The sequence below is a fragment of the Blautia sp. DFI.3.45 genome, assembly GCF_020593505.1.
Taxonomy (GTDB): domain Bacteria; phylum Bacillota; class Clostridia; order Lachnospirales; family Lachnospiraceae; genus Blautia_A; species Blautia_A wexlerae.
The window spans coordinates 1-15,395 of record NZ_JAJDMI010000024.1; the positions used below are offsets into that span (position 1 = coordinate 1).

Annotated in this window: 15 protein-coding genes; 4 read left to right on the top strand and 11 right to left on the bottom strand. The window is 46.1% G+C overall.

The genetic code is table 11. From position 1 onward, the window contains the following. Positions 1-176: 176 nt before the first annotated feature. Entirely contained in the window at positions 177-983 is an 807-nt protein-coding gene (locus LJE09_RS09870) for a helix-turn-helix domain-containing protein (protein ID WP_012816207.1), read from the top strand. Positions 984-1,076: 93 nt separating this feature from the next. Here LJE09_RS09870 and LJE09_RS18415 read toward each other — a convergent pair whose 3' ends face one another. The 11 genes from LJE09_RS18415 to LJE09_RS09925 form a co-directional block, all read right to left on the bottom strand. Then, positions 1,077-2,378, bottom strand: coding sequence for an MATE family efflux transporter (locus LJE09_RS18415; protein ID WP_003020289.1), 1,302 nt, complete (start codon positions 2,376-2,378; stop codon positions 1,077-1,079). Then, entirely contained in the window at positions 2,371-2,805 is a 435-nt protein-coding gene (locus LJE09_RS09880) for a MarR family winged helix-turn-helix transcriptional regulator (RefSeq protein WP_227083177.1), read from the bottom strand. The genes LJE09_RS18415 and LJE09_RS09880 overlap by 8 nt, the downstream gene beginning before the upstream one ends. 116 nt (positions 2,806-2,921) lie before the next feature. Next, positions 2,922-3,299, bottom strand: a complete 378-nt coding sequence (locus LJE09_RS09885) for a TnpV protein (protein WP_009274452.1) — start codon at positions 3,297-3,299, stop codon at positions 2,922-2,924. Next, positions 3,259-3,531 (bottom strand): helix-turn-helix domain-containing protein, encoded by a 273-nt coding sequence (locus LJE09_RS09890; protein ID WP_009274451.1) that lies wholly within the window; start codon positions 3,529-3,531, stop codon positions 3,259-3,261. Before LJE09_RS09890 ends, LJE09_RS09885 begins: the two co-directional genes overlap by 41 nt. A gap of 155 nt (positions 3,532-3,686) precedes the next feature. Then, the gene (locus LJE09_RS09895) at positions 3,687-3,845 is read right to left on the bottom strand and encodes a Maff2 family mobile element protein (protein WP_116705496.1); all 159 of its coding nucleotides are present in this window, start codon (positions 3,843-3,845) and stop codon (positions 3,687-3,689) included. Positions 3,846-4,054: 209 nt separating this feature from the next. After that, positions 4,055-4,267 carry a hypothetical protein gene (locus tag LJE09_RS09900; protein ID WP_005928546.1) on the bottom strand — a complete coding sequence of 71 codons (213 nt, stop codon included), beginning with the start codon at positions 4,265-4,267 and terminating at the stop codon, positions 4,055-4,057. Further along, positions 4,260-6,047 (bottom strand): VirD4-like conjugal transfer protein, CD1115 family, encoded by a 1,788-nt coding sequence (locus LJE09_RS09905; protein WP_005928544.1) that lies wholly within the window; start codon positions 6,045-6,047, stop codon positions 4,260-4,262. The genes LJE09_RS09900 and LJE09_RS09905 overlap by 8 nt, the downstream gene beginning before the upstream one ends. Then, positions 6,044-6,520 carry a PcfB family protein gene (locus tag LJE09_RS09910; protein ID WP_005928540.1) on the bottom strand — a complete coding sequence of 159 codons (477 nt, stop codon included), beginning with the start codon at positions 6,518-6,520 and terminating at the stop codon, positions 6,044-6,046. The genes LJE09_RS09905 and LJE09_RS09910 overlap by 4 nt, the downstream gene beginning before the upstream one ends. A 97-nt stretch (positions 6,521-6,617) precedes the next feature. Then, the gene (locus LJE09_RS09915) at positions 6,618-6,836 is read right to left on the bottom strand and encodes a DUF5348 domain-containing protein (protein WP_005422968.1); all 219 of its coding nucleotides are present in this window, start codon (positions 6,834-6,836) and stop codon (positions 6,618-6,620) included. A 23-nt stretch (positions 6,837-6,859) separates the two neighbouring features. Then, positions 6,860-7,825 carry a DUF6017 domain-containing protein gene (locus LJE09_RS09920; protein ID WP_005928536.1) on the bottom strand — a complete coding sequence of 322 codons (966 nt, stop codon included), beginning with the start codon at positions 7,823-7,825 and terminating at the stop codon, positions 6,860-6,862. A gap of 210 nt (positions 7,826-8,035) precedes the next feature. Then, a complete protein-coding gene (locus tag LJE09_RS09925) occupies positions 8,036-8,398 on the bottom strand; it encodes a hypothetical protein (protein WP_005422970.1) in 363 nt (120 codons plus the stop codon). Positions 8,399-8,537: 139 nt separating this feature from the next. On the opposite strand from LJE09_RS09925, the gene LJE09_RS09930 reads away from it, so the two are divergent. Genes LJE09_RS09930 through LJE09_RS09940 form a run of 3 tightly spaced genes read left to right on the top strand, consistent with a single transcriptional unit; the run spans position 8,538 to position 15,389 of the window. After that, complete coding sequence (locus tag LJE09_RS09930; protein ID WP_227311274.1) at positions 8,538-14,408, top strand: non-ribosomal peptide synthetase; 5,871 nt, start codon at positions 8,538-8,540, stop codon at positions 14,406-14,408. A gap of 19 nt (positions 14,409-14,427) precedes the next feature. Then, entirely contained in the window at positions 14,428-14,730 is a 303-nt protein-coding gene (locus LJE09_RS09935) for an STAS domain-containing protein (protein ID WP_008704342.1), read from the top strand. A gap of 11 nt (positions 14,731-14,741) precedes the next feature. Further along, on the top strand, positions 14,742-15,389 hold the full coding sequence (locus tag LJE09_RS09940) for a 4'-phosphopantetheinyl transferase family protein (protein WP_055052851.1): 648 nt from the start codon (positions 14,742-14,744) through the stop codon (positions 15,387-15,389). Positions 15,390-15,395: the final 6 nt, after the last annotated feature.

Sequence of the window (15,395 nt, forward strand, 5' to 3'; positions counted from 1 at the left end):
CGATTGGAATAATCCATCGATGAACTACCTGTATCATAGAACATTTTTGTGCCCTGTGCCGTATGTCCACAAAGTAGGAATTAGGAGTAAAAATCAGAAATTTCCACGATTGCGGAAAGTGTGATATAATCCAGTTAAGCGGCAGCAATGAAACCGCCGGAAAGGAGTGTGCGCCCATGAAAGGAGCAACAAGCATACAGGAACGCCTTTGGGAACTCCGCAAGGACAAAGGCTTAAATCTGGAAGAACTATCAAAGCTGACGGGTATTTCCAAATCTGCTCTCGGAAGTTATGAAAAAGAGGATTTTAAGGAAATCAATCATGGCAACCTTATCACGCTGGCAGACTTCTATGGGGTTTCCGTTGATTATCTACTGTGCCGGACAGAGAACAGGGAGCAGATCAACACGTCATTGACGGAGCTGCATTTGAATGATGAGATGGTTGCTCTCCTGAAAAGCGGTCGGATTAACAACCGTCTGCTCTGTGAGCTTGCCACACATAAAGATTTTATCAAGTTTCTTGCAGACATTGAGATTTATGTGGACGGGATTGCCACCATGCAGATTCAAAATCTCAATGCACTTGTCGATACCGTCCGGCATGAAATCATTGAACGGTATCGCCCCGGCGAAGATGACCCGCATTTGAAAGTGCTGCAAGCCGCCCATATCAGCGATGATGAATATTTCAGCCACATGGTTCTGGATGACCTCAATCTCATTATCCGGGATATTCGGGAAACTCACAAAAAGGACAGTGAGAGTGCGCCCCAGACCACCGTTGCCGATGAACTGAAAGAAAATCTGGAAGCGGTCGAAAATTTCAAGGGCAGTCGGGATGAAAAGCTGGTCATCCTTTATTGCAAGCAACTCGGTATCAACTATAAAAATCTGTCGGAAGAAGAATTCCGCTGGCTCATTCGGATTCTCAAAAAATCAAAGAAAATGGGAACGCCTATCAGCCAAAGGAAAAAACGGTAAAGAAAAACCGCTGTTGCATGGTTTGTTAGCTTCCATGTAGCAGCGGTTTTTACTGTGGTTATTCAGTTGAAAATCAGAACGATAAACTGGAAGTTATCGATTTCTTTGTGCGCTGTATCTAACGGACAGCACAATGCTTACTGATGCGGTAATGACCTTTGCAAATACGGCGCTCCACCAAATCGTGATTTGACCGCCAAACACCGGCGGCAGCATCAGCATCAACACCAGCATGATGATGGGTTCGATAAAGGTCAGAACATAGGACAGCACACTTTTTTCGGTTGCGTAGAAAGCCGCCGCGGAAACTCGTGTGATGGCGTCAAACGGAACCGACACAAGGAAGATCGGCATGACCTTTATGACCCCTGCGTTTACCTCGGCAGATGAACCGAACAGTAGTCCAATCTTTCCACGGAGCAGGTAAATCAGAATCGCACTGATTACCGCCAAAACCATGGAAAATTCATACGCCAGCGTTTTGGTTTGTTTGAGCGATTTTTCTTCGCCTGCTCCGTAGAACTGACTCATGAGCGGCTGGCTACCATCACCGACACCCTGCAAAAGAAGATAAACAATGCAGATGATATAGGAGATACAGGCATAGGTGGCGATAGCCTCCTGTCCGCCATAATAAACCGAAAATCGGTTGATGATCACAAGAGAGATATTTGGGGCAAGGGTCAAGCCAAATGGAGCAAGTCCGATTTTTAATATCTGAAATGCCGTTTTCGGGGTATCAACAGGTGCGATTTTCAGAGTGAGGTTCTTTTTGATGGCGCAATACACGAGTGCAACCGCCATGGTAACTCCCTGCCCAATAATGGTCGCCAATGCCGCACCGTACATGCCCCGTCCAAGAACCCACACAAAAGTATAGTCAAGAGCAACATTGGTAGCAAAGCCGCAGATCATAGCGATCATTGCCCACAAAGAACCGCCGTAATTACGCATAAACGGAACCAGTCCGGTGCCGAACACCTGTAAAATCGCTCCAAGGGCAATTACCTTGATATACTCATTTCCCAGAGTAAGCAACTCGCCCGATGCACCAAGGGCAGAAAGGATTTTCTCTGAAGTGAAGAAAACGGTGACAGTCAGGACAGCGCTGAAAAGAAGCATCAGCCATGTTGCACCGGCAACGAACTCCCGTGCTTTTTTCTCATTTCCTGCTGCTTTCAGAATGGAGTATTTGACTGAACCGCCCATTCCGATTCCTGTCCCTACGGATTGCAGGACCGCCGTGATGGGATATGCAATGTTGATTGCGGAAAGTCCGGCATCCCCGATTGAGTTGCCTACAAAGAAACCGTCAACGATGGCATACACCCCGGAAAGCGCAAAGGATAACACGGACGGAATCACATACTGAAAGAAAGTCCGCTTGTTATTCACTGCCCAGCCCTCCTCTCAGCTCTCTTTCAAAGAGAAGATTGAAAAGGTCAAGAATTTCACACATGGCTTGGAGCCGTTCGTTCCCGATTGTTCTATAAACCTTCTCCTCGGCTTTTCGTAAAGGCGCAATCATTCTGTGGGCGTATACCTGTCCGCTTTCAGTCAAGACGATCCGCTTCTCACGTTTATCGCCCTCGCTGGCCTCCAACAGTAAATAGCCCTTCTTTTGAAGTGCGCTCACGACCGTATGAACCGTCTGTTTTTGCATACCGAAATTCTCTGCGATCTGCTTTTGCGTCAGTTCTCCCATGGATTCCAGCGCATACAGCACCATCATTTCCGGGTATCCGATGCCAAGTACTGAAGCTGCTTTTGTATATAGCGCAGTGCTTTTCTCCCACGCAACGTTAAAATGATTGTTTTCCATAAGTCCTCCTCTTACAAATAGTATTTACAAATACTATTATAGTATATTGTAAGGACTATTGTCAAGGGCGTATGGAGCAAAAAATTCTTATTTGTCATAATCATTCTACCATACCGTTATGAATAAATCATCTCTTGCAAAATAATTTCTTCTGCCCGGTTGTGAATGTTATTGCAACGCCGCACCCATTCCATTTGTTGGGTTCGTTTCAATTCCTCGGTCACGCCCTCGGCATCTTTCATCTGCTCCATGATGGTGTCTAACCGTTCCTGTGCCTGTTCGTTCAGGTCTGCAAGGTATGTCCATAACTCCCCTGTCAAGGTCAAGGTGTTCAATTTGGCTGGGTGGACTTCTCTTAAATACTCCCGGTGCATCCGTCCGTACTTTCCGATAGGGCGATGTTCCTCCGGCAGCTTCAAATCTGGGATATAGTAATCTCCGACAAGGATATAATCAATTCCGTTTTCCGTTATTCTTGGTTTCAATTCGCTCATGCTCCTTACCTCCTGTGGAAGCAGGCTCGTCTGATACTAACTCAATCACATCGGTAATCTCACAATTCAGCGTTTCGCAGATACGGGCTAATGTGTCCATGCTGATGTGCTTTCCCTCTTTGCTCATGTTGGCAATCATATTCGTTGTCATACCGGCGGCAAGCCTTAAATCTTCTTTTCTCATATCACGCTCTAACAGTGTATGCCAGAGTGGTTTATAGCTGATGTGCATATTGCTTTCCTGCCTTTCTATCCATACCACCGGGGCGGCTGCCCCGGCAGGAACTTTTCTCTTATTATAGCACCAATCTTGTGAAATCACAATTTATTCTTGTAGCCTGCCGCTGATACCGTCTGGATTGTGCTTTTCCTTTCTTTTTGTTCCCTTTAATTAGCCATAAACTGCTTCATGCCCTGGCTTTTTGCACCTGGGTTGTCATTTCCGTAGCCCTCCAAGAGGTTGATAACGCCCCAAATGCCAAGACCTGCTCCGAGAGCGATAACGAGTGTCTGTAAAACGCCTACTGCGCTGTTGAAAAATGCCATATAAAACTCCTTTCTGCCGCTGTGCGGCTGCCCGAAAAAGGGCATAAAAAACGGCGGTCAGTTTTCGATAACTGCCGCGGTCATAAGTCCCCGCGCTGCGTTTGTTGCTGCGGCGCGGCGGTATTCAGTTGTAAGGGTGCGGCTTCCTGCCGCGATACGCGCAAGGAGTAGGGGCGCGTACCATGTAGCCCGTGTTTATTATTTTTACTTTAAGCTCCCTCCTTTTCAAAAAGTGGTGTGTAGACAGGCATAATGCCGTACTGCCGTTCCCGGACAGCTTCGATATACTTGATATAGGAAATACCTGCCTGTCTTGTCCTGCGTTCCTGTTCCCGCTGCATTTCCTCGGCAGCTTCCACAAGCCCGCTGATAGCCCGGATTAGCTGCTGTTTTGCCTTTTTCTTTCTGATACGCTTATTCATTTTCTGTGTCCTCCTGCAAATCTGCTTCGTCAACTTCGTAATAGTCAAATACCTCGTCCGGCTTTACGATTGCAGGACGGCGGCGCAAGTGCTTTTCCATGTCAAAGGCATTTTTCTTGTCAAAGTCGGAAAGGTACTTGTACTTCGGGTGTTTGGTAATATCGTATTTTTCGGAGAAGAACGGACGCACCCCGCGTAGTTGCAAGATACATTTCCCGCCGTCCATGACCGCAATTTCATCTTCGCTCATAAGCTGCTTGCCTAACTTCTGATAGTTCAGCCCGTGGGAAAGCTCCCGTCCTCTTGTTTCGGAAGTGTTGAAGCTGTCAATGGTTTCTTTCCCCAAGATTTCCGACATTTCTTTAAGGGTCGTTTTCTCCTTGCCGCCCAAGAACAGGGTCGTATCGCAGTTGCCGACAATGGTATCGGCGTTGTCCTTGTAGATAGCCTTTAGCTGCGACTGGCTCTGCAAGATGATGGACGCGGAGATTTCGCGGCTCCTTATCGTGGCAATGAGTTTTTCAAACTTCGGTATCTGCCCGATATTTGCAAACTCGTCAAGCAGACAGCGCACATGAACAGGTAGCCGCCCGCCGTACACATCATCTGCCTTGTCACAAAGCAGATTGAAAAGCTGTGTGTAAAGGATTGATACAACAAAGTTAAAGGTGTCGTCGGTGTCGGAGATAATAACAAAAAGCGCGGTCTTTCGGTCGCCTAAGGTGTCAAGCTCCATTTCGTCGGTTTCCATCAGCTCGCGCAGTTCCCGAATGTCAAAGGGGGCAAGACGCGCACCGCAGGAAATGAGGATAGAGCTTCTTGTTTTTCCGGCAGACAGCAAAAACTTCTTGTACTGGCGCACCGCAAAATGTTCCGGGTCTTTTTCCTCCAAGCGTTCAAACATGAGGTCAACGGGGGATTGAAATTCCGGGTCGTCCTCGCGGGCTTCCGACGCATTTATCATTTCAAGCAGCGTCGTAAAGTTTTTCTCATTCTCCGGGGCTTCGTACCAGATGTAGCCGATAAGGGCGCAGTAAAAAAGCCGTTCCGATTTCACCCAAAAATCCTCGCCGGATTTTTCCCCGTCGCCTTTGGTGTTGGCGATAATGGTATTTACCAGTTTCAAAATATCCTTTTCGCTGCGCAGATAGGCGAAGGGATTGTACCGCATGGATTTCTTGAAATTGATGGTGTTTAGCACCTTGATTTTGTACCCGCCCCGCTGCAAGAGCTTTCCACACTCGATTAAAACCGTTCCTTTCGGGTCTGTGACAACATAGCTGCTGTGCATTTGCATTAAGTTGGGCTTTACAAAAAACCTTGTTTTGCCGCTGCCGGAGCCGCCGATGACAAGCACGTTTTTGTTTCTTGCATACTTCGGGTGCTTCGGGCGGCTGCTCATCATCAGCCTTTCGGTCTGCGTCAGCAGCACGTTATTTTCAAACATGGGGTCGATATATGGCTTTATATCCTCGGCATTGCCCCAACGTGCAGAGCCGTACTCCATGCCCTTACGGTATTTCTTTGCGTTCTTGCCTTTCACATAGACCGCAAGCCGGATAACGACAGCCCCGACAATGCCGATAAGCAAATCCATAGGGTTAAAACTCGGCAGGGCATTTGAAAAGGCAGCGGAAAAGCCGCTGCCAATGGAAACCAGCTTGCCGGAGAGGTCAGCCCCCGGCGAGAGCCGCACCGCCTGTCCGACTTTATCAAAGAGATACACAAAGAGCAGATAGGGGGCGTTTAGGATAAGCAGCTTCTTGATATTCGGCTTCATAGCGATACCTCCCTGTCCTTGTATTTTGTCTTTTGACGGTTCGCGTTAAGCTGCTTTGCTGCTTCCCGGAATGTGGCAAGTGCCTTTCGGATAGAGGGCTTTTGCTCCTGTGTCAGCTTCTTTGCGGAAAACTCCTTAAAGGCTGCGGTCAGAGCGTCCGCGTCCCGCCCCTTGAAAAAGACGAGATAACGGGGCGGCGTTTCGGTGCTGTCTTTCTTTAGGGCAAAGTCGATACCGTATTTTTTTGCCGTCTGCTCAAAGGCTTTGATATTGCCCTCGGTTATCTCAATGTTGGATAGCCCCGCGTTCTGCTTCGCAAGCTGCTTTAGGGTCTGCTTCCCGTGGGGCTGTTTTTCCTGCTGCTTTTTTGCCTGTGCAAGCATGGCTTTGATTGCCTTTTGCAGCGTTTCAGCGGTCAGCTTCGCTCCCTTGACAGAGAGCGCAACCACTTTTTCGTTGATTTCATCTTGCAATGTTTACCGTCCTCCTTTCCCGGTAGTAGTGATAGTGTTAAGGTGGTACGCCGCTTTTGGGCGTGAAAAAAGGGCGTCCGTTCTTCACGCCGCCCCGTTAAATCCGCACCCGCAGCCCGTTCAAGTCCTCGGCGCGGATACCTACAAGATACCAGTTGTCCCCGTACTCAATCCGGGTCGGCTTCCATTTGCCGCCTGTGAATACGTCCATGCACTCGCCGCAATGCAAGCCGCCGTAATAGTCGGCAATATCAAAGCGAATATCGTAGCGGTCAGCGGTTTCGTCAAAAATTAAAGCTCCTGTTTTCTGTGCCATGTGGTAAATCCTCCTTTTTTCGTTTACAGGCTTTCGCCCTCGTTGTAGGTGTAGTAGTCCGGGTCGCCGTATTTAGGCTTGCCGGATAATGCGCCGCTTGCCATGTCGTGAGCGACAAGGGAAGTATAATAGCTGTCAATGGTAGACGGGGCATTGAAAAGAACCGCCTTTAGGTACTGCTTGATATTGCGGATTTTCGTGGTGTTCTCCTGCATACAGTCAAGCACAAAGCGGATATGTTCGCTGTCCAGCTTCATAAACTTTGACTTCACAAGCTCGGCGGGGTAATCGTCCCCTGCAATACGGATTTTCTTTCTTGACGTACAGACCGTTTCAAGGATAATGTCAACAATCTCATTCAGACGGTCATGGTCAAACTTCATATCCTGCAAGAGAATGTTATACTCGATATTGTCCTTGATGATTTCCTCATACACTCTGTAAGCGTCGTTCCTTTCCGTTCCTTTCCGTTCCGGCGGCTGTGCCGCTTCGTCCTCGCCATAAGGCAAGGGATTTAGGGAATGGATAGGAATGGAATGGGTACTTGATAAATCCGTATTTGATTTTTCTTTTTTTTGTAAGTTAGTTCTTGATATATCTTTATTTAATTGCATTGGATTTTCCGACGTCGGATTTTCCGTTGTCGGGTTATCCGCTGTTGGATTTTCCAATACCGGGCAATCCAATTCCGGCGGCTGCGGCTGTTCGTAAATGGTGTACTCGATTGCGGTCATTTTGCCTTTCTCGTCGCGTCCCTGCCGCCTTGTGATATATCCGGCTTTTTCAAGCTCCCAAACGGCGGTACGGATAGCGTCGATACTTTCCCGGTTGATGTAGGACAGCCCTGCAAGGGTATAGTCCCAATCCTCCGGCAGGGACAGCATTTGAGATAACAGCCCCTTTGCCTTTAAGGAAAGCTCCTTGTTGCGTAAGTGGTGGTTGCTCATTACGGTGTAGCCTGTGTTGCGTTCCACACGGAAAACTGCCATAGCTTCATCACTCCTTTGCTTTAGATTTGTTGCGCAGTAGAACGCGGATTTTGAGGGGTAAGGTATCTTTTCCTTGCTTCCTCTGTTTTGCGTTCTGTAAGCCCGATAAATCAAGGCTTTTTTTGCCCCTACTGCGTAACATGAGGGCATAAAAATAGCGGCGTTCCTGTTCTCCCAGTGAGAGAGTGAGAAACGCCGCTGTGCGGGTCGCTATTTCATTTCTTCTGCTATCAGTTCTTGCATGACTTCTCCAAAGTCTGCCATGAAAGAAAAGATGAAGTATTCCAAAACGTCGGGGTCTGCGTCCATAGGCTCGGCTTCCTCTGAAAAAGGCAAGCCCATTAGCCCATAAAGCAGTTTGATGATTTTGAACAGCTTGCCCCGGTCGGTGGGGTTGTTCATGGTTACAAGTACGTTGGTAAGGCGGTTGATTGTTTCCATGTCGCCGCCTGTCGTTACCCATACCATTTCCGCGAACGGCTGCGTGATTGCCCCGGCGACAAGGTTTATCTTATCCTTGCCGATTTCGCCGGACGGAAGTATAATACCCTTAGTCAAAAGTTCGTTTTTCATGTCGTCCTCCTTATATTCTGTGGTGCTAAAATGGTGCCCGGTCTTACAAAAACACCTTATGCGGAGATATGACAAGAAAAATGAAGATATGCGGAAAACCTTGATTTTAAGCCATTTTCACATTGGTTTATAAACATTTGTGAGGACTTATAAAAGGTTTTGCGTCTATCAAATCAATAAAAAATATACTTACAGAGAACTGGATGAGATCAGCGACAGACTTGGAAAATATATCGCATCCCAGGGAATTGGCAGTGAGGATGTTGTTTCCATTCTGATCCCCCGCTGTGAATATATGGCGATCGCGCCGATGGGCGTGATAAAGGCAGGTGCAGCTTACCAGCCTCTGGATCCAACCTATCCCAGGGACCGCCTGATGTACATGATGGAGGATTCCTCTGCAAAGCTTCTCATTGCTGACAGAGAGCTTCTTCCTCTGGTAGACGGATATAAAGGACCGGTGCTGTTTACAGATCAGATCTGGCAGCTGGAGGATAGGGATGTTGTGCTTAAGAAGCCGCAGCTGCATGATCTGTTTATCCTTTTGTATACTTCCGGTTCCACAGGTGTGCCAAAGGGCTGTATGCTGGAATATGGAAATATTACTGCTTTCTGTCACTGGTTCAAGAGATATTATGGCATAGATTCGGAGTCTAGGATAGCTGCATATGCTTCCTTTGGTTTTGATGCCTGCATGATGGATATTTACGGTGCCATCACAAACGGTGCACAGCTTCACATTATTCCGGAGGAGATCCGTCTGGATTTCATTGGACTGCAGCGCTATTTTGAGGAAAATGGCATCACGCATTCCTTTATGACTACTCAGGTGGGAAGGCAGTTTGCGTTGGAGATGGATTGTAAGAGCCTGAGATATCTTTCTGTAGGAGGAGAGAAGCTGGTTCCATGTGAGCCGCCAAAAGATTATAAGTTTATTAATGCTTATGGACCTACAGAGGCGACTATTTTTACGACTGTATTTGAAGTGGACAAATATTATCCAAATGTCCCGATCGGAAAAGCACTTGACAATGTGAAGCTTTATATTACAGACAAGCTGGGGCATATGCTTCCTCCCGGTGCATGCGGAGAGCTGATGATCACCGGCTGGCAGGTTTCCAGAGGATATCTTAACAAGCCGGAAAAAACTGCCGAGGTCTATACAAAGAATCTTTATGATGATACACCGGGATACGAAGTGATGTATCATTCAGGTGATGTGGCAAGATTTCTTCCGGATGGAAATATCCAGATCATTGGCAGAAAGGATTCCCAGGTTAAGATCAGAGGTTTCAGGATTGAGCTTTCTGAGGTTGAGGAAGTGATCCGCAGATATGAGGGCATCAGGGATGCCACTGTAGTTGCCTTTGATGATCCAAATGGTGGAAAATATATTGCTGCCTATGTGGTATCGGACAGCACTGTTGATATCAATGCCCTGAATGATTTTATTAAAGAGACAAAGCCTGCCTATATGGTACCTGCAGTTACCATGCAGATTGACAAAATTCCTCTGAACCAGAACCAGAAGGTAAATAAAAAGGCTCTTCCTCTGCCTGAGAAAAAAGCAGCGGAGATCATTAAGCCTGAGAATGAGGTTCAGCAGATATTATTTGACTGTATCGCAGAGGTTCTGGGGTATACGGATTTTGGGATTACCACAGATATTTATGAGGCAGGTCTGACATCCATCACTGCCATTAAGCTGAATATCCTGATCTCCAAAGCCTTTGACATTGTGATCAAAACTTCAGATATTAAGAATCATCCCACTATCCGAATGATGGAGGAATTTGTAAAAACTGCGGGAAAAGAAAGCAAAAGAGAAGTACAGGAAAGTTATCCTCTTACCAACACTCAGGAGGGGATTTTCATTGAGTGTACTGCAAATATGGGTTCTACCATTTACAATATCCCGTATCTGTTAAAGCTTGATAACAAGGTGGATCTGGACAGACTGGCAGAAGCCATTGACAGTACTGTTGAGGCGCATCCTTATCTGAAAACCCGTCTGTTTATGGATGACAACGGAAATGTACTTCAGAAACGAAACGATGGGCTCAGTTATAAAACACCGATTTTAAACGGAATGAACAGAGACACTCTGGTACGTCCATATATGTTGTTTAATGAACAGCTTTTCCGGTTTGAAATCTACAGAACCTGTGATGGCAATTATCTGTTCCTGGACCTTCACCACATTGTTGCCGATGGTACATCTCTGGCTATTATAATTAATGATATTAACAGAGCTTACAGCGGTGAGAAGCTGGAACCGGAAGGTTATACTTCCTATGATCTGGCACTGGATAACAGAGATGCCCTGGCAGGTGATATCTATAAAAATGCAAAGAATTATTATAAGTCAGTATTTGAACATGCAGGTGGAAGCATCAGCTTCTATCCGGACAAAAACGGTGCGGCTCCAACAGCAGAACTTTACCACAGAGAGACCAGATCCATTTCCGTGCAGAATGTGAAGGAATTCTGTAAAAAGCATGGAATTACGGAGAATGTATTTTTCATTTCCGCTTTTGGTATCACACTTGGAAAATATAATTTCAAAAAGGATGCTGTATTTACCACTATTTACCATGGAAGAAACGATTCCAGACTTTCGGAAACAGTGGGTATGCTGGTAAAAACACTCCCTGTTTTCTGCGATTTCTCAGGAACAGCTAAAGATTGCTTAAGCGGTGTACAGAAACAGCTGATCGATTCCATGAACAACGATATTTATCCTTTCTCACAGATCAGCCATGAGTTTGATATTAAGGCAGATGCCATGGTTATTTACCAGGGCGACAATTTTGCTTTTGACACCATTGGCGGGGAATATGCACAGGAGGAGCCTGTCAGCCTGAACATGGCAAAGGCACCGGTTTCTGTCAGCATTTCCATTGAAAAGAACAGATTTGTCTTTGAGATTGAGTACAGAGGGGATATGTACCATGAGGAAACTATTCGGTATCTGGCTGACAATCTGGAAACCACTGCAGAGGGAATCTTAAGGGAATGCGATCCGGCTGATATCCGGCTGATGTTTGAGGAAGAAACTCAGATGGAGGATATTCCGGAACATGCAGGAAAGACCTTCATAGATCTGTTTAAGGAGATGGCTGCCAGATATCCGGACAGACCGGCAGTGCGGGATGACTCCGGAGATTTTACTTACAGAGAGTTGGACAGAATGTCTGATTATATTGCTCAGAAGCTTACGGAAAACGGATTTGGCCCGGAACAGGCAGCAGGTATCCTGTGCGGCAGGACAAAGGAATATACAGTAGCCTATGTGGGTGTTATGAAGGCCGGCGGAGCCTATGTTCCTCTGGATCCGGAGTATCCACAGAGCAGAATTGAATATATGCTGAAGGATTCAGGAGCAAGAAATCTCCTTGTGATCGATCAGTATCAGAATCTTGTGGAATTTTATGACGGAAATGTGATCAGTCTGGACAGTGTGTCAGATGAGGCTGAGGATTTTGAACTTTCTGCAGAGCTTATTTCTCCGAAACCGGAGAACCTTGCCTACATGATCTATACCTCAGGCTCCACAGGAAAGCCAAAGGGTGTTATGATCGAGCACAGAAATCTGTTGAACCTGATCGAATATATCACACTGAGCAGAAATACTTCACCGGATGACATTGTGGCAGAGTTTGCGAGCTTCTGTTTCGATGCGTCAGTGATCGATCTGTTTGCACCTCTTACCGCAGGAGCAGTCCTGTATATTTTACCGGAGAGTATCCGTAAGGACGCCATTGCCATAAGCAGATATATAAAGGAAAAAGAGATCACCACCGCAACCTTCCCTACCCAGATGGGAGAACTGGTTACAGAACTTCTGGAGGATGCACCTGCTCTTAAATTTGTTACACTTGGCGGCGAGAAATTCAAGCATTACCGTAACCGTACCTATCAGATGATCAATGGCTACGGTCCTACAGAGAATACGGTTTCTTCCACAGAGTTTTTGGTAGACAGACAGTATGACAACATCCCGATCGGAAAATCACAGCGGAATGTGCGCAGCTACATTGTGGATGAGAATCTGAACCGGCTTCCGGTGGGTGCGTCCGGCGAACTTTGTCACGCAGGAAGGCAGATTGCCAGAGGATATCATAATCTTCCGGAAAAAACAGCATCTGTGTTTGTAGAAAATCCATTTGCTGTATGTGAGCAGGAAAGCCGTCTTTACAGGACCGGTGATATGGTCCGCATGAAAGGTGACGGAAATATTGAGTACATAGGCCGGATCGATTCACAGGTGAAGATCAGAGGATATCGTGTGGAGCTTGGTGAGATCGAAGGTGCCCTTCTGAAACATGAGCTGGTGAAAAATGCAGCCGTTACAGTAATTGAAAAGGGTGGAAATAAATATATCACAGCTTATTATACAGGAGAAGCCATCCCGGAGGATGAACTGAAGACCTTCCTGGAGCCGCTGATCCCGGATTATATGATGCCGTCTTTCTTTGTCAGCATTGAGGAAATGCCTGTGACACCGGGCGGTAAGATTGATAAAAAAGCACTGCCAATGCCGGAGGTAACCACGAACACTGCCAGCTATGTAGAGCCGGTTACAGCAGCTCAGAGAGCACTCTGTGAGATTTTTGAGAAAGCACTGGGAATTGAAAGAGTAGGGATTGAGGACAACTTCTTTGAGCTGGGCGGATCTTCCCTTACTGCATCCAAGGTTGCTGTTATGTGTCTGTCAAAGAATATTTCACTGGTATATGCGGATATTTTCAAATATCCTACTGTACGGGAACTTGCAGCTCTGGTTGATGATGACGGAGTTACAGAGGCTGCACAGAGCAAGAATGAATTTTCGGATTATAACTATAATAGGATCCAGAATGTGATCAGCGCAAATACAGAAGAAAATGCAGACCGGATCACAAAGGAAAAGCTGGGAGATATTATGGTCACAGGTGCCACAGGTTTCCTGGGGATCCATGTCCTTAAAGCATTCCTTGACAATTATGACGGTAAGGTTTACTGTCTTGTACGTAAGGGCAAATATGAATCGCCTGAAAAGCGAATGATGAACATGCTGATGTACTATTTTGATGATCCATACAAAGAGCTGTTTGAAAGCCGTATTATCTGTGTGGATGGGGATATTACCTCAAAGGAACAGGTAACAGGATTTTCAGAATACAAATTCAGCACCATCATTAACTGCGCTGCCTGCGTAAAGCATTTTGCGGCTGATGATGTACTGGAAAGAATTAATGTGCAGGGTGTGGAAAATCTGATCGATTTCTGTAAGAATAACGGCCGCAGACTGATCCAGATTTCTACGGTTTCTGTTGCGGGAGAAGGTTCTGACGGTGTTCCGCCAATGTCCAGAGTTTTCTGTGAGAATGATCTGTACATCGGACAGAATATTACCAACGAATATATCCGCACCAAATTCCTGGCAGAGAGGGCGGTTCTGGAAGCAGTTTCCGAGGGACTGGACGGCAAGGTGATCCGGGTAGGTAATCTGATGAGCCGAAACTCTGACGGCGAGTTCCAGATTAATTTCATTACCAATGGATTCCTTCGCAGCCTGAGAGGTTATGCGGCTGTAGGTAAATTCCCTATGGGCGGTATGCATGAGGTGGCAGAATTCTCACCGATTGATTCTACTGCGCTGGCAGTTCTGAGACTGGCTCAGACCGACCGGAGATTTACTGTATTCCATGCATGCAACAGCCATCATATTTATATGGCAGACCTGATCTACGCAATGCGCAGTTATGGATTCAGGATTGATATTGTAAGAGATGAGGAGTTTGAGACAGCAGTGAAGGAATTTGCAAAGACCGGTCAGGATTCTGATGCGGTTTCCGGACTGATCGCCTATACCTCACATAATGAAAATGAAATCTATACCATTGATTACAGCAATCGTTTTACAGCACAGGTTCTGTACAGGCTGGATTATAAATGGCCGGTTACAGATGACAGATATCTGGAAAATGCAATTGCAGCACTTGACAGACTTACATTTTTTGATTGATTCAGGAGGGAAAATTACAATGGAAATTATCACAAAAACAGAAGGTAACAAAGCAACTATGGAAATCAGCGGATGGCTTGATACACAGACAGCTCCCCAGTTAGGGGAGGCTCTGTCCGGACTTGAAGACAGCATCACAAGTCTGGTATTTGATTTTACAAATCTGGAGTATATTTCATCTGCAGGCTTACGTCAGGTGATCGTAGCCTACAAAAAAATGGCTCAAAAGGATGGATTTAAGATCATCAATGTTTCTGATGAGGTTTACGATGTATTCAGCCTTACAGGGTTTGACAGCAAGATCGATATTCAGAAGAAGTAACTGTTGATCAGATGCAGAAATTATACAGGATCAATATTAATCATTTTGAGGATCCGCTTAAGAATGAAAGGCTTCTGGATCTGGTTGGGATCAGAAGAAGAGAAAAGGTCATCAGGTATCGTATGCCTGATGACCGCAAAAGAAGTCTGGGTGCAGGGATCATCATCAGAAAAATCCTCGATGAAAACGGGCTTACGGAAAGCTGCCTGAGATATTCTGACAATGAAAAGCCGGTTGTGGATGGCCTTTTTTTTAATGTATCTCATGCGGGGGACTATGTTGTGGGTGTGCTGTCAGACTGCGAAGTCGGGTGCGATATTGAGAAAAATGCCAATGCGCCTCTTGAGGTGGCAGAACATTATTTCTACCATTCAGAGCTTGCTTACATCAAGGCTGCGGAGGATAAAGATAAGGCGTTTTTTACGCTCTGGACATTAAAAGAAAGTTATATGAAAATGACAGGCAGAGGAATGAGCCTCCCTTTGGATTCTTTTGAAGTGGTTCCCACAGAAGAGGGGTTTGTCCTCGGAAAATCCTCAGAAAGGCCATGCTTTTTTGAGACAATGGAATTTGACGGTTATATTTTCTCGGTCAGCAGTGAGAGGGCTTTTTCTCTTCACAATCCATTGGAAATTGTTTTCGACGATATTTATGTATGATCACAG

Bases quoted from the DNA above. Each gene is read 5' to 3' on its own strand.
- LJE09_RS09925 (WP_005422970.1), bottom strand. From the start codon at position 8,398: ATGAAAAACGAACTTTTGACTAAGGGTATTATACTTCCGTCCGGCGAA.
- LJE09_RS09880 (WP_227083177.1), bottom strand. From the start codon at position 2,805: ATGGAAAACAATCATTTTAACGTTGCGTGGGAGAAAAGCACTGCGCTA.
- LJE09_RS09935 (WP_008704342.1), top strand. From the start codon at position 14,428: ATGGAAATTATCACAAAAACAGAAGGTAACAAAGCAACTATGGAAATC.
- LJE09_RS09870 (WP_012816207.1), top strand. From the start codon at position 177: ATGAAAGGAGCAACAAGCATACAGGAACGCCTTTGGGAACTCCGCAAG.
- LJE09_RS09890 (WP_009274451.1), bottom strand. From the start codon at position 3,531: ATGCACATCAGCTATAAACCACTCTGGCATACACTGTTAGAGCGTGAT.
- LJE09_RS09905 (WP_005928544.1), bottom strand. From the start codon at position 6,047: ATGAAGCCGAATATCAAGAAGCTGCTTATCCTAAACGCCCCCTATCTG.
- LJE09_RS09920 (WP_005928536.1), bottom strand. From the start codon at position 7,825: ATGGCAGTTTTCCGTGTGGAACGCAACACAGGCTACACCGTAATGAGC.
- LJE09_RS09900 (WP_005928546.1), bottom strand. From the start codon at position 4,267: ATGAATAAGCGTATCAGAAAGAAAAAGGCAAAACAGCAGCTAATCCGG.
- LJE09_RS09885 (WP_009274452.1), bottom strand. From the start codon at position 3,299: ATGAGCGAATTGAAACCAAGAATAACGGAAAACGGAATTGATTATATC.
- LJE09_RS09895 (WP_116705496.1), bottom strand. From the start codon at position 3,845: ATGGCATTTTTCAACAGCGCAGTAGGCGTTTTACAGACACTCGTTATC.
- LJE09_RS09915 (WP_005422968.1), bottom strand. From the start codon at position 6,836: ATGGCACAGAAAACAGGAGCTTTAATTTTTGACGAAACCGCTGACCGC.
- LJE09_RS09940 (WP_055052851.1), top strand. From the start codon at position 14,742: ATGCAGAAATTATACAGGATCAATATTAATCATTTTGAGGATCCGCTT.